Here is a 21,461-nt window from a genome sequence, read left to right as displayed (position 1 = left end):
GACGAGCGCGTAACGCGGCCATCGGGACGCCCGATGTTTTGCCGCTCCTCATTGCCGCAGGACAAACAATGCGACAATTAGGCTGGGGCGGGAGGCTGGTCACGCCCGGGCTTGATTGGTAAGCCTCCTGCCGAGAGGGTTCGATGAAAAAGCAATTGCACCAGCGCGGGATCGGAAGGGTGGCCTTTGTCGTCGCCGTCCTGATGGCGTTGCAGGCGCTTTTCGGCACGCTGTCGCTCGCAACCGCCGCCGCCCCTTCGCCGGTCGATGCCTTCGGCAATCCGCTCTGCATCACCCATATCGTCGAACGGCAGGAGCCGCCCGCGCCCGGCAAGGAGGATCGTGCCCACGCGCCCGATTGCTGCACGCTGGCCTGCGGCATGGCGGCGGGCTTCGTTTCCACCGAGCGGGCGGTCGCGATCCTCTTCAATCCGCTTGCCCAGCCGTCGCAGCGGATGCCCGACGGCTACGCCGCCCCTGTCGGGCCGGTGCATGACGATCTTCCCGGCCACCCGCGCGGGCCTCCGGCAATCGCCTGACCGCGGACCGGCCTTGCCGCCGGCATGACGGACGGATCCTGCCGCCGCGCCTATGCGCAGGGCAGGGCGGGTCTCACCCCAAACGCCGCTCCTCGCGCCGCCGGCAGCGCCCCGCGCATCCCCCTTTGCGATTTTTCCATTCCAACCGAACCATGCCGGCAGATGACCGGCTTCATCGGAGACAACTATGCTGAAAAGAACCCTCGTCACCGCCGCCGCCCTCGTGCTCGGCGCAGGAACCGCCTTCGCCCATGTTTCGCTGCAGGTGAAGGAGGCGCCGGTCGGCTCGTCCTACCGGGCGATCTTCCAGGTGCCGCACGGCTGCGAAGGCAAGCCCACCAACGTGGTCCGCGTGCAGATCCCGGAAGGCGTGATCGCCGTCAAGCCGCAGCCCAAGGCCGGCTGGACGCTCGAAAAGGTCAGGGGCGCCTATGCGAAGTCCTACGACTACTACGGCACGCCGACCAGCGAAGGCGTGAAGGAGATCGTCTGGAGCGGCGGCACTCTCGGCGACGACGAATATGACGAGTTCGTGCTCCGGGTCTACCTCACCAAGGACCTGAAGGCGGGCGACACGCTCTATTTCCCCGTCGTGCAGGAATGCCCGGATGGCGTTGCCGAACGCTGGATCGAGCTTCCGGCCGCAGGCCAGTCGGCGGACGACCTTGAACTTCCCGCGCCGGGTGTGAAGCTGCTCGAAGCCACGAGCGGCCACTGAGGCCGTTCCGGCCGGCGCCGTCTGGCGCCGGCCAAGCCTTCGCGATGAGGAGAGTGTTCGTGCGGAACCGCAATCCTGGCCGATCCGGCATTCTGGCCGCCCTTACCGGCATCCTGTGGTGCTGCCTGACGGCGGCGGCGATGGCCCATGCCGCGCTGACGGGCGCGGTGCCCTCGGACGGCGCCGTCGTCGCGGCGCCGCCGAAGACCCTGTCGCTCTCCTTCAGCGAGCCGGTTTCACCCCTCGTTCTGAAGCTCGTCCTGCCGGACGGGCGGGCGCGGGCGCTCGACACCTTCGTGCTGCGCGACCGGACCCTCGAGATCACGCCTCCCGCCGATCTCGGCACGGGAACCCATGTGCTGACCTGGCGCGTCGTGTCGGAGGACGGGCATCCGGTCGGCGGGTCCACGATCTTTTCCATCGGCGCGCCGAGCGGCGCGCCGCAGGCGGCCGCGAACGCCGTCGACTGGCCGGTGCGCGGCGCGCTGTGGCTGGCGAGGATCGCGCTCTATGCGGGCCTCTTCTTCGGCATCGGCGGCGTTTTCGCCGTGCGCTGGCTGATCGCCGATGACGGCGATGGTCCCGCGCCGGTAAGGGCGGCCACGCTGCTCGGTCTTCTCGCGACCGTCCTTTCCCTCGGCCTGCAAGGCCTCGACGCCCTCGGTGCGCCGCTTTCCGGCCTTCTCGATCTCGCTGCGTGGAAGGCCGGCCTTGCGACGAGCTTCGGCGCGACCGTCGTGGTGCTGGCCGCGGCCTTCTGCCTTGCCGTCCTCGCAACACGATCCCGCTCGCCGGCAATGCGGCGCGGCGCTTCGATGGTCGCCCTTCTTGCGGGAAGCGGCGCGCTGGCGCTGAGCGGCCATGCCAGCGCCGCCGCGCCCCAATGGCTGATGCGGCCGGCGGTCTTCGTGCATGCGCTGACGATCGCGATCTGGATCGGCGCGCTCCTGCCGCTCGCCTCCGCGCTGCGGCGCGATGGGGAGGCTGGCCGCAAGGCGCTCGGCCGCTTCTCCAGGTTGATCCCGCTTTGCGTCGGCCTGCTCGTCCTCGCCGGCATCGTGCTCGCGGTCGTCCAGGTCGGAAAGCCGGCCGCCCTTCTTTCGACGGCCTACGGCAATGTGCTCCTGGCGAAGATCGCCCTGCTGTTCCTCCTGTTCGCCCTCGTTGCCGTCAATCGCTGGAGGCTCACGGGCCCGGCCGCGAAAGGGGAGGCCAAAGCGGTGCGCCGGCTTTGCCGGGCTATCGCCGTCGAGAGCCTGATCGTCCTTGCGGTCTTCGCCGTCGCGGCGACATGGCGCTTCACGCCGCCGCCGCGCGCGCTCGCCGTCGCGGCCGCCGAGCCTGCCTCGATCCATATCCATTCCGACAAGGCGATGGCGGAGGTCACGGTGACGCCGGGCGGGGCCGGGCCGGTGGACATCTCCGCCGTCATCCTCTCGGCGGAGTTCGAACCGCTGGCCGCGAAGGAGGTGACGTTCGTGCTCTCCAACCCGCAGGCGGGCGTCGAGCCGATGCGCCGGAAGACCGAACTGCAGGCGGACGGGAGCTGGCGCGCCGCCGGCGTCGTCATTCCGCTCGCCGGCCGGTGGCAATTGCGCGTCGACGTGCTGATCAGCGATTTCGAGCTCGTGCGCCTGCAGGGCGAGATCGATATCCGGTCCTAGGACTCAGTGCAGGCCGCCGACGCCGAGCAGGGTTTCCACCGCATGCTGGTCGGCGGCGAGCGCCGCGGGCGTGCCCGTCCAGGCGATGCGGCCGCGCTCGAGGACGATCACCTCGTCGGCGAAATCGAGCGCGCTCTGGATGCGCTGCTCGACGAGCAGGATCGTCATGTCGCCGGATGCCGCCAGCGTGCCGAAGGCGGCCATCAGCTCCTCGCAGATGACGGGGGCGAGCCCCTCCAGCGGCTCGTCGAGCAGCAGCACGGAGGGCTGGCCGAGAATGGTGCGCGCCGTCGTCAGCATCTGCTGCTCGCCGCCGGAAAGCTGCGAGCCGAGGTTCTTCCGCCGCTCCTTGAGGCGCGGGAACATGGCGTAGGCCTCCTCGATGGCCGCGCGCGGCCGGGCCTTGAGGCCGACGAAGAGGTTCTCCTCGACGGTCAGCGTGGGAAAGACGTCGCGCGACTGCGGCACGTAGCCGAGGCCCCTGAGGGCACGCGCCGCACTGTCGATGCCCTCGATGGCCGCGCCGCCGAGGCGGATCTCGCCGCCGTAGCGCTTCGTCTGGCCGGCGAGGGTGGCGAAGAGCGTCGACTTGCCCATGCCGTTGCGGCCGAGCACGGCGAGGCGACGGCCGGCGGGGGCGGAGAAGGAAATGTCCTCCAGCACCCGCGTCGGGCCGTAGCCGGCCGAGAGGCCGGAGATTTCAAGCGACGCTGCGGGCATCGGCATAGCTCCCGAGATAGGCCTGGCGGACGCGGGCGTCCTTCGTGACGGCATCCGGCGACCCGTCGAAGATGATCTCGCCCGCCGCCAGCACGACGACCCGTTTCGCGAAACGGAAGACGAGGTCCATGTCGTGCTCGATCATCAGGACGGCGAGGTCGGCCGGCAGGTCGGCGATCGCCTGTTCGATGCGTGCCGTATCGCTCTGCGGCACGCCGGCGGCCGGCTCGTCGAGCAGCAGCACGCGGGGTTTGAGGGCGAGTGCCAGCGCCAGTTCCAGAAGACGCTGCTGGCCGTAGGCGATCTCGCTGACCGGGTGGCGGGCAAGATGGGCGATGCCGAGCCGCGACAGCAGCGCATGCGTTTCGTCCATCACTTCCGGCATGGCGCGGTGGCTTGAGAACATGCCGCCGGAGCGGCCCTCCCGCTGGAGGATGGCGAGCGCGACGTGCTCCTCCGGCGTCATCTCGGAAAAGAGGCGCGTGACCTGGAAGGAGCGCACGAGGCCGCGGCGCACGCGCGGTGTTGGGCCGAGACGCGTGACGTCCTCGCCGGCGAGCGTCACGCTGCCGGAATCGGGCAGAAGATTGCCGGTGACGAGGTTGACGAAGGTGGTCTTTCCCGCGCCGTTCGGGCCGATCAGCGCCACCCGGTCGCCCGGCGCCATGGCGAGCGAGACGTCGTTGGTGACGGCAAGGCCGCCGAACATCTTCTTCAGGTTGCGGACGTCGAAGATCGCACTCATGGGGCTTTCCTCCCGCGGCGTTCGAAGACGGCCGCGAGCGAGCCGTAGAGGCCCTTCGGCGCGAAGAGCACCACGGCGATCAGCAGCGCGCCGACGATGGTGAGCCAGTGGAACGGGTTGGCCGCCGAGACGACGTCCTCGAACCACATGAAGGCGGCCGTGCCGATCAGCGCGCCGTAGAGCGAGCCGGTGCCGCCGAGAACGAGCATGACCAGCGCCTCGGCCGAAAGCGTGAAGGAAAGGCTGTCGAGGCCGACGACCTGGGTGGAGATGGCGTTGAGTGCTCCGCCGGCCCCCGCGACGGCGCCGGAGATGGCATACATCTTCACCAGCGTGCCGTGCACCGAGCCACCCATGGCGCGGACGCGCACGGGATCCTGCCTTATGCCGCGGCACAGCATGCCGAAGGGCGAGCGGACGATCTGGCGCAGGATGACGAAGGCGAGGACGAGCAGGACGATGCCGAAGACATAGGCCGTGCGGCCCCAGAGGTCGAATTGCCAGTGGCCCAGGAGGGCGTCCGGCGTGATGCCGGCGAGCCCGTCGCTGCCGCCGGTCCAGCCGGAAGCCTTGTTGGCCGCCTCGTGGGCGAGGTGGATGATGGCGATGGACAGAACGAGCTGCGGCAGGCCGTGGGCGCGCAGCACCACCGCGCCGGAAACGAGGCCGGCGAGCGCGCCGGCAAGAATGCCGGCGGCGAGCATGGCGATGGGGTCGGTGATGCCGAAATGCGCGGCCGCGATGCCCGCGCCGTAGGCTCCCGCGCCGAAGAGGGCGGCATGGCCGAGCGTCGCCACGCCGCAATAGCCGGTGACGAGGTCGAGCGAGAGAACGAGCAGCGCGATGGCCGTGATGCGGGTCAGCAGCGCCAGGTTGTTGGGGAAGAGGAAATAGCCGAGGACGGCGACGGCGAGGATGGCGAGGACGCCGATGGCGTCGCGCGTCAGCCGTCCGCCGGTGAGGGAGGCCGCGCCGGAATTGGTGGTCAGCGCCATTACTTCGCCCTTCCGGCAAGGCCGCGCGGGAAGAGCCAGACGATGGCGATGACCGCGAGGTAGAAGAAGAATTCGCCGAATTCCGGCATGAGGTAGCGTCCCGTCGTGTCGATGGCGCCGAGGAGGAGGCAGGCGGCGAGCGCGCCCGGAATGGAGCCCGCCCCGCCGACCGAGACGACGACGAGGAAGGTCACCATGTAGCGCAGCGCGTAATAGGGCTCGATCGGCAGCAGTTCGGCGCCGACGACGCCCCCGAAGGCGGCAAGGCCGACGGCGACGGCGAAGCTGACGGCATAGACGATCTCGGTCCTGACGCCGAGGGCCGCGGCCATGGCGGCATTGTCGACCGCCGCGCGCAGCTTCACGCCGAAGGCGGTGCGCTCGATGAAGTACCAGAGGCCGAGCGCCACGGCGGCGCCGCAGCCGATGACGAAGAGCCGGTGGGCCGAGACGGTGCGGAAGCCGAGGCTGACGGGCTCGCGCAGCGCATCCGGCGTCGGAATGGTCTTCAGCGTCGGGCCGAAGACGTAGTTGGCGATGCCGATGACGCAGAATGTGATGCCGATGGTCATCAGCACCTGCGTCAGCTCCGGCTGGCCGTAGATGCGGCGGTAGAGGAAGCGTTCGATGGGAATGGCGATGAGGATGGTGCCGGCGACGGCCAGCAGCACCGCGAGCGCATAGGCAAGCCCGAGGTCGCGCGCCGCATAGGAGGCGATATAGCCGCCGATCATCGCGAAGGCCCCATGCGCCAGGTTGACGACCCGCATCAGCCCCATCGTCACCGAAAGGCCGATGGAGATGACGAAGAGCACCATGCCATAGGCAAGGGCGTCGACACCGATGCTGAAGATCGTTTGCATGGACCTGTCCTGTATTGCCGGGCTTGCGGCCGTTCGTTCGTGCAGGGCGAGCCGGGCGGGTGGATCCTCGGGTCGAGCCCGAGGATGACGCAAGAAGAGAGGGCCGCGGATCGAGGCGGCGTTGCCGCATGCCGCAACCTTCGATGCAGCGCGCGACCTTTCCTCCCCACCGTCATCCTCGGGCTGGACCCGAGGATCCACCGCCTCCTGCGCCAGCCGCCCCTTATTTCGCCGCTTCCAGCCCCGGGTCGCCCTGCTTCTCGAAGGTCTGGATTTCCTTGTTGTAATAGGTCCCGTCCGCCGCCTTGGCGACTTCGCGCAGATAGATGTTCTGCGTGATGTGGCGCGTCTCGGGATCGATCGAGACGGGGCCGCGCGGGCTTTCCCAGGCGAGGCCCTTGACGGCTTCGACGGCCTTGGCCGCGTCCTGCTCGCCGCCCGTCGCCTCGATCATCTTGTAGATGACATGCATGCCGTCATAGGCGCCGACCGCGGGGAAGGAGAGTTCGGCGGGGTTGCCGATCGCCTTGCCGGCGGCTTCCACGAACTTCTTGTTCTCCGGCGAATCGTGCGAGACGGCGTAGTGGAACGTGGTCGTCAGGCCGAGGGCTGCCTCGCCGAGCGCCGGCAGGTCGGATTCCTGCGTGAGGTCGCCGGGCGCGAAGAACTTGATGCCGGCATCCTTCAGGCCGTTCTCGTTGAAGGCCTTGACGAAGCCGAGGGTCGTCGGGCCGGAGGGCAGGAAGGCGAAGACGCCGTCGGCGCCCGAATCCTTGATGCGCTGCATGATCGGCGAGAAGTCGTTGGTCTGGAGCGGCATGCGGATCGCCTCGACGACCTCGCCGCCGGCCTTCTCGAAGCCGGCCTTGAAGGCGGCTTCCGCGTCGATGCCCGGGCCGTAGTCGCTGACCACGGAGATGATCTTCTTCGCGCCGCCGTCGAAGGCGACCTTGGCGATCGGCGTCGAGGTCTGCCAGGTGGTGAAGGAGGTGCGCACCACATAGGGGCTCTTGGTGACGATGGCCGAGGTCGCGGCGTTCATCACGATCATCGGCACGTTCGCCTGCTCGAGCAGCGGCGTTGCGGCCATGGCGTCCGGCGTGAAGTAGAAGCCGGCGAGATACTGCACACCCTCCTTGACGACGAGTTCCTGCGACAGGGCTTTCGACTGCGCCGGGTCGGCGGTCGGCACGTCGCGGTAGATGATCTCGACGGTGTCGTCGCCTACGGTGTTGCCGTTCAGCGCCATATAGGCGTCGATGCCGGCCTTGAAGTTCTTGCCCTGGAGCGCGAAGGGACCGGAGAACGGCCCGATGACGCCGACCTTGATCGTATCGGCGTGGGCGACGCCGCCCATGAGGGCAGCCGCCAGCGCGGCAAATGCAAGTTTCTTCATGTTTTCCTCCCTGAAAGACCGGCCTCCCGCCGGCGTTCGAGCCGCCCCAAAATAGCTTTTGTCAGATTGCCAGATGAAACGGTGATGTAAAATGAAAAAATCGGCCAATTTCATAACTTAGAAATTATGAAACTAACCTAGCCCGTGCCGAATTCCTCGATCGAGGAGAAGAGCTCGTCGGCGAGGCGAAGCGATGCACCGCAGGCCACCACCATCTGCGGCAGGATCATCCATTCCAGCGTCCAGGCCGCGCCGGAGCGCTCCTGCTCGTGCACCATCGCCTGCGCCATGCCGCCGAGCTGCACGGCGTTGAAGCGGGCGAGCGTCACCAACATCTCGGCGGCGACGGGGTTCTGCTTGTGCGGCATGGCGGAGGAGCCGCCGCCGCCGGCAAGCGCGATCTCGCCGCCGCGGTCGGCCATCAGGGCGATGTCCCCGCCGGCCTTGCCGAGGCTGCCGGTGATGGCGGCGAGGAGCCCGGCGAGCTCCAGCAGGTCGCCCCGCTGGCTCTGCCATTGCGGCGTGTCGGCAAGGTCGAGCTCGGCCGCCAGCGTGGCGCGCACCTCGCGGCCCTTGCCGGCGAGTTTTTCCAGCGTGCCGGCCGCGCCGCCGAACTGCACCGGGAGGCCTTCCAGAGTGAGGTCCTGCAGCCGCTCGACGTGGCGCTCCAGCGGAACCCACCAGGACCGGAGGCGGTCGGCCACGGCAATCGGGATCGCCGGCTGCATGCGGGTGTGGCCCATCACCTGCCGGCCGTCGAAACGCACCGAGAGGCCGACGAGATAGCCGATCAGCCCATTCAGCCGGTCTTCGAAGATGGGCAGCGCCCGGGCGAGGCGCAGCATCAGGCCGGTGTCGATGACGTCCTGGCTGGTCGCGCCGAAATGCACATGCCGGCCATGCGGCTCGCCGACGGCGGCGCGAAGCTGGCGCACGAGGTCGGGCACGACGACGCCGTCGCGCGCGGTCGCCTTGCGCAGGCTTGCGATATCCGGCGAGAAACGACGGACGGTGCTTTCGATGGCGCGCGCCGCCGCGGCCGGGATGATGCCCTCGGCGACTTCCGCCTTTGCCAGCGCCACCTCGAAGGCGAGCATGGCTTCGATCTCTGCGGCGGCGGAGAAGAGCGCGGCCACTTCCTCGTCGCCGAGAAGACCGGAAAGATAGGGGTGATCGAAGGGCGAGACGGTCATGGGCGCGCTTTCGAGGTGAACGGTGGGCGGAGGTGGATCCTCGGGTCGAGCCCGAGGATGACGGAGGGGAGGATATGTCGCCGGTCTCTTGAACGGTCCGGCAAACGGGGCCATCCGGAAAGCCTCGCCCTCTCTTCTTTCGTCATCCTCGGGCTTGACCCGAGGATCCATGAGCGGAAGGCTCACCATACGCCATCAGATGTCGAAGAACACCGTCTCCTTCTCCCCCTGCAGGTGAATGTCGAAGCGGTAGGTGTCGCCGTCCGCCGGTGCGATCAGCGTCGGCACGCGCACGCGGTGCTCGATGCGTGCGAGGATCGGGTCTTCCGCGTTGGCCGCCTCCTCGTCGCCGAAATACATCCGCGTGTTGAGGCCGAGATTGATGCCGCGGGCGACGATCCAGAAGGAGATGTGCGGCGCCATCGGGCGCCCGTCCCTGAAAGGAACGCGGCCGGGCTTGACGGTCTCGAAGCGGTATTCGCCGGTCGTGCCGTCCGTCGCGCAGCGGCCCCAGCCGGTAAAGTTGGGATCGGCGCTGCCGCGCAGCTCCGAGGGGCTGTTGTAGAGGCCGCTGGCGTCCGCCTGCCAGATCTCGATGAGGGCATCCTTCAGCGGCGTGCCGGTGCCGTCCAGAACGCGGCCGATGACGGCGATGCGCCGGCCGAGCGTCTTCTCGTTCACCATCGTGGCGCCGAGATCGGCGTCATAGACGCCGCCGATGCCGGAAAAATTCGGCGTCAGGCCGATGTGGACGTAAGGCCCCGCCGTCTGCGAGGGGCTTTCCTTGAGGTAGCCGAGCGGTTGCACCATCAGTTGCCCTCCATCCGGTTCTCGAAGAGCGTCGAGCGGCGCCCGCGCAGCACGATGTCGAACTTGTAGGCGCGCGCATCCATCGGGATCGTGTTGGCCCAGTCGAGGGCGGCGACGAGCTGCTCGACGGCCGCCTTGTCCGGGATCGTCTGGACGATGGGACATTTCCAGATCATCGGGTCGCCCTCGAAATACATCTGCGTGATGAGCCGCTGGGCAAAGCCGTGGCCGAAGACGGAGAAGTGGATATGCGCCGGGCGCCAGTCGTTGACGCCGTTCGGCCAGGGATAGGGGCCGGGCTTGACGGTGCGAAAGGCGTAATAGCCGTCCTCGTCGGTGATGGTGCGCCCGCAGCCGCCGAAATTCGGATCGAGCGGGGCGAGATAGCTTTCCTTCTTGTGGCGGTAGCGCCCGGCGGCATTGGCCTGCCAGAATTCGAGCAGCGCGCCCGGCACGGGCCGCGCCCGCTCGTCGAGCACGCGGCCGTGCACGATGATGCGCTCGCCGATGGCGCTCTCGCCGGGCTTTGCGAAATTGTGGATGAGGTCGTTGTCGAGCTCGCCCAGCATGGAATGGCCGAAGACCGGGCCGGTGATCTCGGACATCGTGCCGTCGAGGGAGAGCAGCGCCTTCTGCGGCGAGCGCAGCACGGAGGTCTTGTAGCCGGGCGTCAGGCCCGGCGGATGCCAGAGCCGGTCGCGGGAGAAGAAAGCGCCCGTTTCGGGCTTGCGGTTGGAAAAATCTGTCATCTCTGCCTCAGGCCGCCTTTTCGGCGTCCATGTCCTCGAAAACCTGCTTGGCGACCTTGATCGCCCGGTTGGCCGCCGGCACGCCGGCATAGATCGCCACATGCAAAAGCGCCTCCGCGATATCGTCGCGGCTCGCGCCGGTGTTGACCGTGGCGCGCACATGCATGGCCACCTCCTCGTCGTGGCCGAGGGCGGCGAGCAGGGCGATCGTCACCATGGAGCGCTCGCGCTTCGTCCAGCCGGGCCGCGACCAGACCGTGCCCCATGCGCCCTCGGTGATCAACTCCTGGAAGGGCTGGTCGAAGGCGGTGGCGGCGGAGGAGGCGCGGTCGACATGGCTGTCGCCGAGCACCGCGCGGCGGGTCACCATGCCCTGGCGGTAGTGGTCGGAAAAGGTATGGGCGTCAGCCATGCGGTTCGTCTCCGGCAGGTAGGGTGGCGAGGAAGGCGCGGATCATCTCGGCGAGGATTTCCGGCTGCTCGATGCTGGGAATGTGCCCGGCGCCCTTGATGACCTCGTAGCGCGCGCCGGTGATGAGCCTTGCCATGGAGAGCACGAGGTCCGGCGGCGTCGAGCCGTCCTCCTCGCCGACGACGCAGAGCGCCGGCACGGAAATGCGTTTCGTGCTCTCGGTGAGGTCGGCATCGCGCAGGGCCGCGCAGGTCGCGGCATAGCCAGTCGCCGACTGGCGGGTCAGCATGTTGCGGTAACCGTGATAGGCGGCGTTCTCCGGCCGGCGGAAGGCGGGGGTGAACCAGCGCTCCAGCACGGCGTCCGCAAGGCTCTCGATGCCCTTCGCCTCGATGGCCTCGATGCGGGCGTTCCACATCTCGGCCGTGCCGATCTTGTGCGCCGTGTCGCAGAGGACGAGGGCTTTCACGAGGTCGGGGCGCTTTGCGGCGAGCCCCTGCGCGATCATGCCGCCGACGGAGACGCCGCAGATGACGGCGTCCTTCACGTCCAGCCGGTCGAGCAGGGCGGCGAGATCGAGCACATGGTCGTCGATGGAATAGGGCACCTGGCCGAGATCGGAGAGGCCGTGACCGCGCTTGTCGTAGGTGACGATCGGGAAATCGCCGGCAAGGCGCACCACGACGTCGCGCCAGATGCGGAAATCGGTGCCGAGCGAATTGGCGAACACGATCACCGGCCGGCCGGCCGGTCCGCCGATCAGCTGATGATGCAGGATGACGTCGTTGACGGTCGCGAATTGCACGTCTCTCTCCTCCGTGCGCTGAGATTGATCCCTTGATCTGGTTAGGTAAAATGATATTTCATGCCGTTCCGTTAACTGTGGGGTTATGAAAGCCATGATCGACAGCCGGATCAAGTTTCGCCATCTGCAGACCTTTGTCGAGGTGGCGCGCCAGAGAAGCGTGATGAAGGCGGCAGGATTGCTGCATGTCAGCCAGCCGGCGGTGACCAAGACGATCCGTGAACTGGAGGAAGTCCTCGGCGTCGCCGTCTTCGAGCGCGAGGGCCGGGGCATCAAGATCACCCGCTACGGCGAGGTCTTCCTCAAGCATGCCGGCGCGGCGCTGGCGGCGCTGCGCCACGGCTTCGATTCCGTCTCGCAGGCGCGCTCCGGCGACGCCCCGCCGATCCGTATCGGCGCGCTGCCGACCGTCTCCACACGCATCATGCCGCAGGCGATGATGCTGTTCCTCAAGGAGGAGACGGGCGCGCGGATCAAGATCGTCACGGGCGAGAATGCCGTGCTGCTGGAGCAACTGCGCATCGGTGACCTCGACCTCGTCGTCGGGCGGCTGGCCGCGCCGGAAAAGATGACGGGCTTCTCCTTCGAGCATCTCTATTCGGAGAAGGTCGTCTTCTGCGTGCGCGCCGGCCATCCGCTGCTCGGCGGCGCGGCCTTCGCCGGGTTCGACGCCTATCCCGTGCTGATGCCGACGCACGGCTCGATCATCCGGCCGTTCGTCGACAGTTTCCTCATCGCCAACGGCGTTGCCGGCCTGCCGAACCAGATCGAGACCGTCTCCGACGCCTTCGGCCGCGCCTTCGTGCGCCAGAGCGATGCCATCTGGATCATCTCCGAAGGGGTCGTGGCGGCGGATATCGCGGAAGGCAAGCTCGCCGCGCTGCCCATCGGGACGGGCGAGACGAAGGGGCCGGTGGGCCTCACCATGCGCACCGACGCCGTGCCCTCCATGCCGCTCTCCATCCTCATGCAGACGATCCGCGAGGTGGCGGGCAGGGTGTCGCCTGCCGCGTAAGACCGGGTCTAGTAGGGAAGGCCGACGTAGTTTTCCGCCAGCACCGTTTCGGCCGCGCGCGAATGGGTGAGATAGGCGAGTTCGGCTTCCTGGATCTTCTGGTCGAAATCGCCGGTATCCGGAAACCGGTGCAGCATTGTCGTCATCCACCAGGAAAAGCGCACGGCCTTCCAGACGCGGGCGAGCGCCCGGCCCGAATAGGCCTCGATTCCGGCATTCGAGCGGTCCTTGTAATGCTCCATCAGGCCGGCGAAGAGATAGTGCACGTCGCTGGCCGCAAGGTTCAGGCCCTTGGCGCCGGTCGGCGGCACGATATGGGCGGCGTCGCCGACGAGGAAGAGCCGGCCGAAGCGCATCGGCTCGGCGACGAAGGAGCGCAGCGGCGCGATGGATTTCTCGAAGCTCGCGCCGGTGACCATCGCCTCGGCATGGTGGGCGGGCAGGCGGCGGCGCAGTTCGTCCCAGAAGCGGCCGTCCGACCACGCCTCCGCCTTCTCGTCGAGCGCGCACTGGATGTAGTAGCGGCTGCGGGTTTGCGAGCGCATGGAACAGAGCGCGAAGCCGCGCGGGTGGTTGGCATAGACCAGCTCGTGGCTGACGGGGGGCACGTCGGCGAGGATGCCGAGCCAGCCGAAGGGATAGACCTTCTCGAAGGTGCGGATCGCGTTTTCCGGCACGGCCTTGCGGCTCGCCCCGTGGAAGCCGTCGCAGCCGGCGATGAAATCGCAGTCGATGCGGTGCGTGATGCCGTCCTTCTCGTAGGTGACGAAGGGGCTTTCGCCGTCAAAACCCTGCGGCGTCACGTTCGCCGCCTCGTAGACCGTCGGGCGGCCGTCCGCTTCGCGCTTTTCGATGAGGTCGCGCGTCAGCTCTGTCTGGCCGTAGACGGTCACGCGCTTGCCGTCGGTGAGGCCGAAGAGGTCGATGCGGTGATCGCGGCCGTCGAAGGCGAGCGAGAAGCCGTCATGCGGCAGGCCCTCGGCATGCATGCGCGTGCCGACGCCGGCCTTGTCCATCAGGCCGACCATGCCTTCCTCCAGCACCCCGGCGCGCACGCGCGAAAGGATATGCTCGCGGCTCGCGCGGTCGAGAATGATCGTCTCGATGCCGGCATCGCCGAGCAACTGGCCGAGCAGGAGGCCCGACGGACCCGAGCCGATGATCGCGACCTGAACGCGCATGATGTCCTCCCTCAAACTGGCATTTGACAAATTGTCGGCGGGAAGGGCCGGGCAGGACAATGGACGGAACGGTCTTCCGCTTGTACAAATCGAACATCGAAAATCCGGGTGCCGAGATGACGAGACCTGTCCCGACCTACGAGCTCTACGGTGAAAAGACCGGAAATGCCCCGGATTTCTGGTTGCACTGCGAAACGATCCCCTCGCGCAGCAGCCTGCACCGCTACGAGATCGGCCTGCACCGGCACGAGAGCTTCTTCCAGATCCTGTACATTTCCGCCGGATCGGGCGATGCGCTGTTCGGCGGCGAGCGCCTTGCCCTCAAGCCTTCCGCCGTCGTCACCGTGCCGCCGGCCGTGAGTCACGGGTTCCGCTTCTCGCGGGATATCGACGGCTATGTCTTCACGCTGCTCGCCTCGCATCTGCGCCTTTCCGGCGCCGTGGGGCGCTTTGCGGCGGCGCCGCGCGTCACCGCCCTCGATCCCCTCGATGCGGACGGCGCCTTCGTCTTGGCGACGCTCGAACGGCTGGCCGGCGAATGGGCGGGCCGGCGCGGCGGGCGCACGGACCTGATGGAGGCCTATCTGGTCTCCATCTTGACGCTGACGGCACGGCTATGGGGGCGCGGCACCCCGGAGGACGCGGACGATGCGGAGCGGCGGATGGAACATCTCAACGGCCTCGTCCAGCAGCATTTCCGTAGCCAGAAGCCGGCCGGATTCTATGCGCAGGAACTCGGCATCTCGCCGACCCATCTCAACCGCATCGTCAAGGCGGCGACGGGGCTGACGGCCCATGCCTATATCGGCCGTAAGCTGATCGACGAGGCGAAGCGCGAACTCGTCTTCACCGACCTTGCCGCGCAGGAGATCGGCCTTCGCCTCGGCTTTGCCGACCCCGCCTATTTCTCGCGTTATTTCCTGCGCGAGACGGGCGAGACGCCGCGCGCCTTCCGGCTTTCCGAGCGGGCGCGGCTTGCCGCTCAGTCGGCGGAGTAGCGCTCCTCCGCCCACGGGTCGCCGCGCATGTGATAGCCGTTGCGCTCCCAGAAGCCGGCCTGGTCGCCGGGCAGGAAATCGATGCGCGTCAGCCACTTGGCGCTCTTCCAGAAATAGAGGTGCGGCACGACGAGGCGCATCGGCCCGCCATGCTCGACGGAAAGCGGCCGGCCCTCCCAATGGGTGGCGAGGATGGCGTCCTCGGCGGCGAAATCGGCAAGCGGCAGGTTCGTCGTGTAGCCGTCGTAACTCGTCAGCATCACGAAGTGCGCTTCCGGCCGCGGCATGACGAGGTCGAGGAGGTCGCGGGTGGCGACGCCTTCCCAGCGGTTGTCGTAGCGCGACCAGGTGGTCACGCAATGGATGTCGGTGAGCTTGTGGCTTTGCGGCAAAGCGAGGAAATCGGTCCAGCCAAGGGAGACCGGGTTCTCCGCGCCGCCCTTGACGTCGAGCCGCCAGCTTTCGGGGCGGATCACCGGCTGCTGGCCGAGGTCGAGCACCGGCCAGTCCCTGACGAGATGCTGGCCCGGCGGCAGGCGATCGGTCTCCGGCCGTGCGATGCGGCCGGTCAGGAATTTCCCCTGGTCCGCCCATTGGCGCTTGGTGCGGGTGAGCTTGGTCTCGTCGTCGCTCATGGCGGCCTCCTGTTGCGGTGCAAAAGGTGGGGCCGCGCCCTGGCGTTTGTCAAGGATCGGTCAGGCGAGGAGGGGGCGTAGCGCCGCCTGGACCGCGCGCATTTCCGGCAGGTAGCGCGCGACCATGTCCTCGGCCGCCGCATGGGCGGCCGGCGCGCCGATGTTGAGCGCGGCGACCACGCGCCCGCGGGCGTTTTCCAGCGGCACGGCGATGGAGCGCAGGCCGATCTCCAGTTCCTGGTCGATCAGCGCATGGCCTTGCCGGCGCACGCGGGAAAGCTCCTCCATCAGCGCTTCGGGGTCGGTTTTCGTGAAGGGCGTATTCGCCCGCCGGTCGGAGGCCTCGACGATGGCCCGCGCCTCGGCCTCGGGAAGGGCCGCGAGCAGCACGCGTCCCATCGAGGCGCAATAGGCCGGCAGGCGCGAGCCGGGCATCAGGCTGATCGACATGACGCGCTTCTGCGCCGCCCGCGCGACATAGACGATCTCCGCCCCGTCGAGCACGGAGACGGAGGCGCTCTGCCCGACCTTTTCGGAAAGCTGGTCGAGATAGGGCTGGACGATGCGGGGAAGCGGCGTTGCCGAAAGATAGGCATGGCCGAGCCTGAGGATCTTCGGCGTCAGCTCGAAGAACTTTCCGTCATAGGCGGCATAGCCGAGTTCTGCGAGCGTCAGCAGGCAGCGCCGCGCCGTCGCGCGGTCGAGGCCGGTGTCCTTCGAGACATCGGTGATGGTGAGACGCGGCTTCGCCTCGCCGAAGGCCTCTATGACCCTCAACCCCTTGGCGAAGCCGCCGATGAAATCCGTTTCGCGCATCGATACCTCCAGCCGGCGGCGGTATGGCCGCTCCTTGAACTTTCGCAGCGGCGCCTCTTTCCGCCGTCTTCGCTTCTCCGTCTTCTCTACGCTCTGCCTTCTTCGTCTCTACGCTCTCTCCGCTTTCTCCCGCCTTCTCTGCCCTCTCCGTTGTCATGCTCGGGCTTGACCCGAGCATCCATGCCGCAAGCCGCGGCGTGCCGTGGAATGTGGATCCTCGGGTCAAGCCCGAGGATGACGAAGGGAGAGGTAGCGCATTCGTCAGGGTGTCACAGCAGTTTGTGCGATAATTGAACAAAAGTCAAATAACGCACAAAGCGATTGCCGCACGCCGCGTCCGGATTTACCTCTAGTGCGACCACAGGAGATTTCGCATGGACAAGAGCATCGGGAGCCTGAGAGAGGCCGTTGCCGGCATCGGCGAGGGGGCGACGGTGATGATCGGCGGCTTTGGCGGCTCCGGCGCGCCGATCGAGCTGATCCATGCCCTCATCGACAAGGGGCCGAAGGGCCTGACGGTCATCAACAACAATGCCGGCAACGGCCGCATCGGCATCGCGGCGATGATCGACGCCGGCATGGTGCGGAAGATGATCTGCTCCTTCCCGCGCTCGTCCGATCCGCGCGCCTTCACGGAAAAGTACCTCGCCGGCGAGATCGAGCTGGAGCTGGTGCCGCAGGGCACGCTTGCCGAGCGCATCCGGGCCGGCGGGGCAGGCATTCCCGCCTTCTACACGCCGACGAGCTACGGCACCGAACTCGCCAGGGGCAAGCCGGTCGCGGAATTCGACGGCCGCATGTATGTGCAGGAGCGCTGGCTGAAGGCGGATTTTGCGCTGGTCAAGGCCCATGTCGGCGATACGCATGGCAACCTTTCCTACAACAAGGCCGCCCGCAACTTCAGCCCGCTGATGTGCATGGCCGCCGCGACAACCGTCGTGCAGGTCTCGAAGCTGGTGCAGCCGGGCGGCATCGACCCGGAGCATGTCGTCACCCCCGGCATCTTCGTCGACCATGTGGTCGAGGTGGCGGATGCAAGGCAGGAAGAAGAGCTCATCCGCGCAGGAGTGGCCTACGCATGACGACCGACACACGCGAAGATATCAAACTTTCCAACGCCCAGATCGCCTGGCGCGCAGCACAGGATATCGCCGACGGCGCCTATGTGAATCTCGGCATCGGCTTTCCGGAGATGGTCGCCCGCTACCAGCCGGAAGGCCGCTCGGCGATCTTCCACACGGAGAACGGCATCCTCGATTTCGGCGAGGCCCCGCCGCCGGGCGAGGAGGACTGGGACCTGATCAACGCCGGCAAGAAGGCCGTGACGCTGAAGCCGGGCTCGGCCTTCTTCCACCATGCCGACAGCTTCGCCATGGTGCGCGGCGGCCATCTCGACGTCGCCATCCTCGGCGCCTACCAGGTGGCCGAGAACGGCGACCTTGCCAACTGGCGGGTCGGCTCGAAGGGCGTTCCGGCCGTCGGCGGGGCGATGGACCTCGTGCACGGCGCCAAGTCGGTCGTCGTCATCACCGAGCACGTCACCAAGAACGGCGAGCCGAAGCTTGTCGAAAAATGCACCTTCCCGCTGACCGGCGTCGGCTGTATCACCCGTGTCTATACGAGCCACGCCGTCATCGACGTTACCGGCGGCCGCTTCGTGCTGCGCGAGAAGCTGCCCGGCATGAGCCTGGAGGAATTGCAGGCGATGACGGGCGCGAGGCTGCATGTCGAAGGCCCCGTCGCCGATCTCGTCGTGCCGGAACTCTAGGGGGGAAACGATGTCCGAAGCCTATATCTGCGACTATATCCGCACGCCCATCGGCCGCTTCGGCGGGGTACTCTCCTCCGTGCGGACCGACGATCTCGGCGCGATCCCGCTGAAGGCGCTGATGGCGCGGAATACCGGCATCGACTGGGAGGCCGTCGATGACGTCATCCTCGGCTGCGCCAACCAGGCGGGCGAGGACAACCGCAATGTGGCGCGCATGGCCTTGCTTCTCGCCGGTCTTCCCGTCTCGGTGTCCGGCACGACGATCAACCGGCTCTGCGGCTCCGGCATGGATGCCGTCATCGCCGCCGCTAGAGCCATCAAGGCGGGCGAGGCGGAGCTGATGATCGCCGGCGGCGTCGAGAGCATGAGCCGCGCGCCCTTCGTCATGCCCAAGGCGGAGACCGCCTTTTCCCGCCATGCGGAAATCCACGACACGACCATCGGCTGGCGCTTCGTCAACCCGGTGATGAAGCAGCAATATGGCGTCGATTCCATGCCGGAGACGGGCGAGAACGTCGCGGAGGATTTCAAGGTCTCCCGCCAGGACCAGGATGCCTTCGCCGTCCGCTCGCAGGAAAAGGCCGCGGCCGCGCAGGCAAACGGCCGGCTGGCGAAGGAAATTACCCCTGTCACCATTCCCCAGCGGAAGGGCGATCCCGTCGTCGTCGAGAAGGACGAGCATCCGCGCGCCACGTCGCTGGAAGCGCTCGCCAGGCTGCCGACCCCGTTCAGGAAGGAAGGTGGCACGGTGACGGCAGGCAATGCCTCCGGCGTCAATGATGGCGCGGCGGCGCTCATCGTCGCCTCCGAGGCCGCGGTGAAGAAATACGGCCTGACGCCCGTCGCCCGCATCCTCGGCGGGGCCATGGCCGGCGTTCCGCCGCGCATCATGGGCATCGGCCCTGTCGCGGCCACCGAGCGCCTGTGCGCCCGTCTCGGCCTGAAGCCGTCCGATTTCGACGTGATCGAGCTCAACGAGGCCTTCGCCTCGCAGGGGCTTGCGACGCTGCGCGAGCTCGGCATTGCGGACGATGCCGCGGCCGTCAATCCGAACGGCGGGGCGATCGCGCTCGGCCATCCGCTCGGCATGTCCGGTGCGCGCATCGCCGGCACGGCGGCGCTGGAACTCGCCCTCACCGGCAAGGCGCGGGCGCTCGCCACCATGTGCGTCGGCGTCGGCCAGGGCATCGCGGTGGCACTGGAGCGGGCCTGACCGCTCCAGTGCCTATGCCTCAGCCGGCGATGCTGTCGAGGGCCGCGAGCGCGTCCGGCGGAAGCGCGATATCGGTCGCCGCGAGGTTTTCCCGGAGGTGCGCGCGGGACGACGTGCCGGGGATCAGCAGGATGTTCGGCGCGCGCTGGAGAAGCCAGGCGAGCGCCACCTGCATCGGCGTTGCCTCCAGTTCTGCGGCGACGGTCGAGAGCGTCGCCGATTGCAGCGGCGAGAAGCCGCCGAGCGGGAAGAAGGGCACATAGGCCGTGCCGTCCCGCGCCAGCTGGTCGATAAGCGCATCGTCGCCGCGATGGGCGAGGTTGTACTGGTTCTGGACGCAGGCGATTTCCGTGATCTTGCGGCCGTCGGCAATCTGCCGGGCGGTGACGTTGGAAAGGCCGATATGCCGGATGAGCCCCTGCCGCTGCAGGTCGGCGAGCACCGTGAGCGGCTCCTCCAGCGAGCCTTCCGCCGGCCCGTGCACATCGAACATGGCGCGCAGGTTGACGACGTCGAGGACGTCGAGGCCGAGGTTCTTCAGGTTGTCGTGCACGGCCGCCGTCAGCGCCTCCTTCGAGAAGGCGGGGTTCCAGGAAGCGTCCGCACCGCGCGTCGCGCCGACCTTGGTGACGATGACGAGGCCGTCCCGATAGGGATGCAAAGCCTCCCTGATAATCTGGTTGGTGACGTGCGGGCCGTAGAAATCGCTGGTGTCGATGTGGTCGACGCCGCTCTCCACGGCCTCGCGCAGGACGGCGACCGCCTCGGCGCGATCCTTCGGCGGGCCGAAGACGCCCTTGCCGGCAAGTTGCATGGCGCCGTAGCCGAGCCGCTTCACCGTGAAGCCGCCGAGCGGGAACGTGCCGGATTTTTCGAGATTGGACATATGTGCCTCCATTCTTCAGACGCCCTGGAGATAGGCGCAGTTGCCCCGTTCGATAATCCGCATTAATCCGTACAGGCTGTCCGCAAAAGCGGACAATCGATGGAGGCGGCATGAAGCACGGCGAAGCGGACATGGCGGATATCGGCGCCTTCCTCGCGGTGGCCGAGGCGGGCGGCTTCCGGGAGGCCGCGCGGGTGACGAGCAGCAGTTCGTCCGCCCTCAGCGATGCGGTGCGAAGGCTCGAGGCGCGGCTTGGCGTGCGGCTTCTCAACCGCACCACGCGCAGCGTCGTACCGACCGAGGCGGGGCGCGTCCTGATGGAACGGGCGGGACCGGCTTTCGGCGAGATCGGCGCCGCGCTGGAGCATGCCAGGAACCTCAGCGGCCGGCCGGCCGGTGCCCTGAAGCTCAACGTGCCGGTCAGCGCGGCGCGGCTGGTGCTGCCGAGGATCGTCCCGCCGTTCCTGGCGGCCTATCCGGATATCCGGCTGGAAATCGTCACGGACGAGAATTTCGTCGATATCATCGCCGCCGGCTGCGACGCGGGCATCCGCTACGACGAGCGGCTGGAGCAGGACATGATCGCCGTGCCGATCGGCCCGCGCGTCCAGCGGTTCGCCAGCGGCGCGTCGCCCGCCTACCTTGCCGCGCGGGGCCGGCCGGAGCATCCGCGGGACCTTCTTGCCCATGCCTGCATCCGCTCGCGCTTTGCCGGCCGGCCGCTGATGCCCTGGGAGTTCGAGCGGGAAGGGGAGCTGGTGCGGGTCGATCCGCCGGCCAGCCTCGTCGTGCAGGCCGGCGGCGGCTCGGATCTCGGCGTGATGGCCGCCATCGACGGGGCCGGCATCGTCTCGCTCTTCGAGGACTGGCTGCGGCCGCATTTTGCGAGCGGCGCCCTCGTTCCCGTGCTGGAGCCCTGGTGGCAGAGCTTTTCCGGCCCGTTCCTCTATTATCCCGGCCGGCGGCTGGTGCCGGCGCCGCTTCGGGCCTTCATCGATTTCGTCAAGGCGATGCCGGGGGAACGCTAGTCACTTGCCGGACTTCGGTTCCTTGCCGAAGTCCTTGCGCAGTTCGTCCTTGGCCTTTTCCAGCGTCCGGCGGCGGCTGTCTGAAAGCTGGTCGCCCGCGCGGTTGATGTAGAAGGTCAGCATGGACATGGCCGAGCGGAACGGGCTCGACTTGCGCCGGTGGCTGCTTTCCGCCGAATGCTTGAGGGAATCGGCGATCTTCTTCGCGCTGCGCTGCTTGAAGACGCCTTCCTTGAGGTCCATCGCATCGCTGTTCTCGGTCACGTCCTGCGACCATTTGCGTTTCGCGGCCATCTCAGCCTCCTTTCG

General features: G+C 67.7%; 24 protein-coding genes. 9 read left to right on the top strand and 15 right to left on the bottom strand.

Annotated elements, in window-relative coordinates:
* Positions 1–179 precede the first annotated feature (179 nt).
* The 3 genes from HNQ66_RS07355 to HNQ66_RS07345 all read left to right on the top strand — a co-directional run bounded on the left by HNQ66_RS07355 (position 180) and on the right by HNQ66_RS07345 (position 2,921).
* The gene (locus HNQ66_RS07355; RefSeq protein WP_184142403.1) at positions 180–539 is read left to right on the top strand and encodes a hypothetical protein; all 360 of its coding nucleotides are present in this window, start codon (positions 180–182) and stop codon (positions 537–539) included.
* A 187-nt stretch (positions 540–726) separates the two neighbouring features.
* A complete protein-coding gene (locus HNQ66_RS07350; RefSeq protein ID WP_184142401.1) occupies positions 727–1,257 on the top strand; it encodes a YcnI family copper-binding membrane protein in 531 nt (176 codons plus the stop codon).
* A 59-nt stretch (positions 1,258–1,316) separates the two neighbouring features.
* Positions 1,317–2,921, top strand: a complete 1,605-nt coding sequence (locus HNQ66_RS07345; protein ID WP_343059453.1) for a copper resistance CopC/CopD family protein — start codon at positions 1,317–1,319, stop codon at positions 2,919–2,921.
* A gap of 3 nt (positions 2,922–2,924) precedes the next feature.
* Here HNQ66_RS07345 and HNQ66_RS07340 read toward each other — a convergent pair whose 3' ends face one another.
* From HNQ66_RS07340 to pcaD, 10 genes are all read right to left on the bottom strand, one after another.
* Positions 2,925–3,641 carry an ABC transporter ATP-binding protein gene (locus HNQ66_RS07340; RefSeq protein WP_184142398.1) on the bottom strand — a complete coding sequence of 239 codons (717 nt, stop codon included), beginning with the start codon at positions 3,639–3,641 and terminating at the stop codon, positions 2,925–2,927.
* On the bottom strand, positions 3,622–4,386 hold the full coding sequence (locus tag HNQ66_RS07335) for an ABC transporter ATP-binding protein (protein ID WP_184142396.1): 765 nt from the start codon (positions 4,384–4,386) through the stop codon (positions 3,622–3,624). The genes HNQ66_RS07340 and HNQ66_RS07335 overlap by 20 nt, the downstream gene beginning before the upstream one ends.
* A complete protein-coding gene (locus HNQ66_RS07330) occupies positions 4,383–5,381 on the bottom strand; it encodes a branched-chain amino acid ABC transporter permease (protein WP_184142394.1) in 999 nt (332 codons plus the stop codon). Before HNQ66_RS07330 ends, HNQ66_RS07335 begins: the two co-directional genes overlap by 4 nt.
* Complete coding sequence (locus HNQ66_RS07325) at positions 5,381–6,244, bottom strand: branched-chain amino acid ABC transporter permease (RefSeq protein WP_184142392.1); 864 nt, start codon at positions 6,242–6,244, stop codon at positions 5,381–5,383. The genes HNQ66_RS07330 and HNQ66_RS07325 overlap by 1 nt, the downstream gene beginning before the upstream one ends.
* A gap of 223 nt (positions 6,245–6,467) precedes the next feature.
* Complete coding sequence (locus HNQ66_RS07320) at positions 6,468–7,640, bottom strand: ABC transporter substrate-binding protein (protein ID WP_184142390.1); 1,173 nt, start codon at positions 7,638–7,640, stop codon at positions 6,468–6,470.
* Positions 7,641–7,777: 137 nt separating this feature from the next.
* Positions 7,778–8,833, bottom strand: coding sequence for a 3-carboxy-cis,cis-muconate cycloisomerase (locus tag HNQ66_RS07315; RefSeq protein WP_184142388.1), 1,056 nt, complete (start codon positions 8,831–8,833; stop codon positions 7,778–7,780).
* Between the two features lie 195 nt (positions 8,834–9,028).
* Positions 9,029–9,643 (bottom strand): protocatechuate 3,4-dioxygenase subunit alpha, encoded by a 615-nt coding sequence (gene pcaG / locus HNQ66_RS07310; RefSeq protein ID WP_184142386.1) that lies wholly within the window; start codon positions 9,641–9,643, stop codon positions 9,029–9,031.
* Entirely contained in the window at positions 9,643–10,392 is a 750-nt protein-coding gene (gene pcaH / locus HNQ66_RS07305) for a protocatechuate 3,4-dioxygenase subunit beta (RefSeq protein WP_184142384.1), read from the bottom strand. The genes pcaG and pcaH overlap by 1 nt, the downstream gene beginning before the upstream one ends.
* 7 nt (positions 10,393–10,399) lie before the next feature.
* Positions 10,400–10,804: a 4-carboxymuconolactone decarboxylase gene (gene pcaC, locus HNQ66_RS07300; RefSeq protein ID WP_184142382.1), complete on the bottom strand. Its 405-nt coding sequence runs from the start codon at positions 10,802–10,804 to the stop codon at positions 10,400–10,402.
* Positions 10,797–11,609, bottom strand: a complete 813-nt coding sequence (pcaD, locus tag HNQ66_RS07295) for a 3-oxoadipate enol-lactonase (protein WP_184142380.1) — start codon at positions 11,607–11,609, stop codon at positions 10,797–10,799. The genes pcaC and pcaD overlap by 8 nt, the downstream gene beginning before the upstream one ends.
* A 94-nt stretch (positions 11,610–11,703) precedes the next feature.
* On the opposite strand from pcaD, the gene pcaQ reads away from it, so the two are divergent.
* Positions 11,704–12,624: a pca operon transcription factor PcaQ gene (pcaQ, locus tag HNQ66_RS07290; protein WP_184142378.1), complete on the top strand. Its 921-nt coding sequence runs from the start codon at positions 11,704–11,706 to the stop codon at positions 12,622–12,624.
* Between the two features lie 8 nt (positions 12,625–12,632).
* Here pcaQ and pobA read toward each other — a convergent pair whose 3' ends face one another.
* Positions 12,633–13,805: a 4-hydroxybenzoate 3-monooxygenase gene (pobA, locus tag HNQ66_RS07285; RefSeq protein ID WP_184142376.1), complete on the bottom strand. Its 1,173-nt coding sequence runs from the start codon at positions 13,803–13,805 to the stop codon at positions 12,633–12,635.
* A gap of 116 nt (positions 13,806–13,921) precedes the next feature.
* Here pobA and HNQ66_RS07280 point away from each other — a divergent pair, with 116 nt between their 5' ends.
* The gene (locus HNQ66_RS07280; protein WP_184142374.1) at positions 13,922–14,803 is read left to right on the top strand and encodes a helix-turn-helix domain-containing protein; all 882 of its coding nucleotides are present in this window, start codon (positions 13,922–13,924) and stop codon (positions 14,801–14,803) included.
* On the opposite strand, the gene HNQ66_RS07275 is transcribed toward HNQ66_RS07280, so the two are convergent.
* Together HNQ66_RS07275 and HNQ66_RS07270 are read right to left on the bottom strand one after the other, a co-directional pair.
* Positions 14,788–15,438, bottom strand: a complete 651-nt coding sequence (locus HNQ66_RS07275) for a sulfite oxidase-like oxidoreductase (RefSeq protein WP_184142372.1) — start codon at positions 15,436–15,438, stop codon at positions 14,788–14,790. The two genes, HNQ66_RS07280 and HNQ66_RS07275, sit on opposite strands and share 16 nt — an antisense overlap.
* Positions 15,439–15,498: 60 nt before the next feature.
* Positions 15,499–16,254: an IclR family transcriptional regulator gene (locus HNQ66_RS07270; protein WP_184142370.1), complete on the bottom strand. Its 756-nt coding sequence runs from the start codon at positions 16,252–16,254 to the stop codon at positions 15,499–15,501.
* Positions 16,255–16,628: 374 nt separating this feature from the next.
* On the opposite strand from HNQ66_RS07270, the gene HNQ66_RS07265 reads away from it, so the two are divergent.
* The 3 genes from HNQ66_RS07265 to pcaF are packed head-to-tail and all read left to right on the top strand — an operon-like array spanning position 16,629 to position 19,238.
* Positions 16,629–17,336, top strand: coding sequence for a 3-oxoacid CoA-transferase subunit A (locus HNQ66_RS07265; protein ID WP_184142368.1), 708 nt, complete (start codon positions 16,629–16,631; stop codon positions 17,334–17,336).
* On the top strand, positions 17,333–18,022 hold the full coding sequence (locus HNQ66_RS07260; RefSeq protein WP_184142366.1) for a CoA transferase subunit B: 690 nt from the start codon (positions 17,333–17,335) through the stop codon (positions 18,020–18,022). The genes HNQ66_RS07265 and HNQ66_RS07260 overlap by 4 nt, the downstream gene beginning before the upstream one ends.
* Before the next feature lie 10 nt (positions 18,023–18,032).
* On the top strand, positions 18,033–19,238 hold the full coding sequence (pcaF, locus tag HNQ66_RS07255) for a 3-oxoadipyl-CoA thiolase (RefSeq protein WP_184142364.1): 1,206 nt from the start codon (positions 18,033–18,035) through the stop codon (positions 19,236–19,238).
* A 19-nt stretch (positions 19,239–19,257) separates the two neighbouring features.
* Here pcaF and HNQ66_RS07250 read toward each other — a convergent pair whose 3' ends face one another.
* On the bottom strand, positions 19,258–20,124 hold the full coding sequence (locus tag HNQ66_RS07250; RefSeq protein ID WP_184142362.1) for an aldo/keto reductase family oxidoreductase: 867 nt from the start codon (positions 20,122–20,124) through the stop codon (positions 19,258–19,260).
* Between the two features lie 110 nt (positions 20,125–20,234).
* On the opposite strand from HNQ66_RS07250, the gene HNQ66_RS07245 reads away from it, so the two are divergent.
* Entirely contained in the window at positions 20,235–21,152 is a 918-nt protein-coding gene (locus HNQ66_RS07245) for a LysR family transcriptional regulator (protein ID WP_246434229.1), read from the top strand.
* Here HNQ66_RS07245 and HNQ66_RS07240 read toward each other — a convergent pair whose 3' ends face one another.
* Complete coding sequence (locus tag HNQ66_RS07240) at positions 21,153–21,446, bottom strand: DUF3175 domain-containing protein (protein WP_184142360.1); 294 nt, start codon at positions 21,444–21,446, stop codon at positions 21,153–21,155. It lies immediately after the preceding gene.
* Between the last annotated feature and the right edge of the window lie 15 nt (positions 21,447–21,461).

This window comes from Shinella fusca (assembly GCF_014203155.1).
In the GTDB taxonomy this organism is placed as follows: Bacteria; Pseudomonadota; Alphaproteobacteria; order Rhizobiales; family Rhizobiaceae; genus Shinella; species Shinella fusca.
Note: the sequence above shows the minus strand (reverse complement) of the source record. Positions and strands in the feature narration are given on the sequence as shown.

What these genes read in the sequence shown, in the direction of transcription:
- HNQ66_RS07325 (WP_184142392.1), bottom strand. Translation starts at nt 6,244, where the DNA reads ATGCAAACGATCTTCAGCATCGGTGTCGACGCCCTTGCCTATGGCATG.
- HNQ66_RS07240 (WP_184142360.1), bottom strand. Translation starts at nt 21,446, where the DNA reads ATGGCCGCGAAACGCAAATGGTCGCAGGACGTGACCGAGAACAGCGAT.
- HNQ66_RS07250 (WP_184142362.1), bottom strand. Translation starts at nt 20,124, where the DNA reads ATGTCCAATCTCGAAAAATCCGGCACGTTCCCGCTCGGCGGCTTCACG.
- HNQ66_RS07265 (WP_184142368.1), top strand. Translation starts at nt 16,629, where the DNA reads ATGGACAAGAGCATCGGGAGCCTGAGAGAGGCCGTTGCCGGCATCGGC.
- pobA (WP_184142376.1), bottom strand. Translation starts at nt 13,805, where the DNA reads ATGCGCGTTCAGGTCGCGATCATCGGCTCGGGTCCGTCGGGCCTCCTG.
- HNQ66_RS07320 (WP_184142390.1), bottom strand. Translation starts at nt 7,640, where the DNA reads ATGAAGAAACTTGCATTTGCCGCGCTGGCGGCTGCCCTCATGGGCGGC.
- HNQ66_RS07335 (WP_184142396.1), bottom strand. Translation starts at nt 4,386, where the DNA reads ATGAGTGCGATCTTCGACGTCCGCAACCTGAAGAAGATGTTCGGCGGC.
- HNQ66_RS07280 (WP_184142374.1), top strand. Translation starts at nt 13,922, where the DNA reads ATGACGAGACCTGTCCCGACCTACGAGCTCTACGGTGAAAAGACCGGA.
- HNQ66_RS07340 (WP_184142398.1), bottom strand. Translation starts at nt 3,641, where the DNA reads ATGCCCGCAGCGTCGCTTGAAATCTCCGGCCTCTCGGCCGGCTACGGC.
- HNQ66_RS07260 (WP_184142366.1), top strand. Translation starts at nt 17,333, where the DNA reads ATGACGACCGACACACGCGAAGATATCAAACTTTCCAACGCCCAGATC.
- pcaQ (WP_184142378.1), top strand. Translation starts at nt 11,704, where the DNA reads ATGATCGACAGCCGGATCAAGTTTCGCCATCTGCAGACCTTTGTCGAG.
- pcaG (WP_184142386.1), bottom strand. Translation starts at nt 9,643, where the DNA reads ATGGTGCAACCGCTCGGCTACCTCAAGGAAAGCCCCTCGCAGACGGCG.
- HNQ66_RS07315 (WP_184142388.1), bottom strand. Translation starts at nt 8,833, where the DNA reads ATGACCGTCTCGCCCTTCGATCACCCCTATCTTTCCGGTCTTCTCGGC.
- pcaH (WP_184142384.1), bottom strand. Translation starts at nt 10,392, where the DNA reads ATGACAGATTTTTCCAACCGCAAGCCCGAAACGGGCGCTTTCTTCTCC.
- HNQ66_RS07350 (WP_184142401.1), top strand. Translation starts at nt 727, where the DNA reads ATGCTGAAAAGAACCCTCGTCACCGCCGCCGCCCTCGTGCTCGGCGCA.
- pcaF (WP_184142364.1), top strand. Translation starts at nt 18,033, where the DNA reads ATGTCCGAAGCCTATATCTGCGACTATATCCGCACGCCCATCGGCCGC.
- pcaC (WP_184142382.1), bottom strand. Translation starts at nt 10,804, where the DNA reads ATGGCTGACGCCCATACCTTTTCCGACCACTACCGCCAGGGCATGGTG.
- HNQ66_RS07275 (WP_184142372.1), bottom strand. Translation starts at nt 15,438, where the DNA reads ATGAGCGACGACGAGACCAAGCTCACCCGCACCAAGCGCCAATGGGCG.
- HNQ66_RS07270 (WP_184142370.1), bottom strand. Translation starts at nt 16,254, where the DNA reads ATGCGCGAAACGGATTTCATCGGCGGCTTCGCCAAGGGGTTGAGGGTC.
- HNQ66_RS07330 (WP_184142394.1), bottom strand. Translation starts at nt 5,381, where the DNA reads ATGGCGCTGACCACCAATTCCGGCGCGGCCTCCCTCACCGGCGGACGG.
- HNQ66_RS07245 (WP_246434229.1), top strand. Translation starts at nt 20,235, where the DNA reads ATGAAGCACGGCGAAGCGGACATGGCGGATATCGGCGCCTTCCTCGCG.